We start from the raw sequence: 429 nt of genomic DNA on the forward strand, positions 1-429 counted from the left end.
CGCCCGGCCCCCATCGCTGACCCACCCGGCTACCGGACCACCTGATACGTCACATGGGTGACCAGGCCCGTGCCCCAGGGGTCGCCGACCGGCCGCAGCTCGATATCCCCAACGCTCTCGAAGAGCCGTTCGCCGCGCCCCAGGATCGCGGGCGCGATGTGCAGGCGCAGCTCGTCGATCAGCCCCGCCGCCACGTACTGGTTCACCGTCGCGGCGCCCCCGGCGATGGCGACGTCCCGGTCGCCCGCGGCCTCGCGCGCCTTCGCCAGGGCCGCCTCGATCCCGTCGGTGACGGTGTTGAACGTCGTACCGCCCTTCATTTCCAGCGGCTCGCGCGCATGGTGGGTGAGGACGAACACCGGCGCGACCTTGCTCATCTCTCGCTGCCTCCTGGCTCCGCGGCACCCCTCCGGTGCCGCCTGCACGAGG

At 72.5% G+C, this 429-nt stretch carries 1 protein-coding gene; it reads right to left on the bottom strand.

All coding sequences use genetic code 11. The features are described from left to right. Nucleotides 1-29: 29 nt before the first annotated feature. Complete coding sequence (locus C1I98_RS39875) at nt 30-377, bottom strand: dihydrofolate reductase family protein (protein ID WP_233508597.1); 348 nt, start codon at nt 375-377, stop codon at nt 30-32. Nucleotides 378-429: the final 52 nt, after the last annotated feature.

It is taken from the genome of Spongiactinospora gelatinilytica (assembly GCF_003236385.1).
Lineage (GTDB): Bacteria > Actinomycetota > Actinomycetes > Streptosporangiales > Streptosporangiaceae > Spongiactinospora > Spongiactinospora gelatinilytica.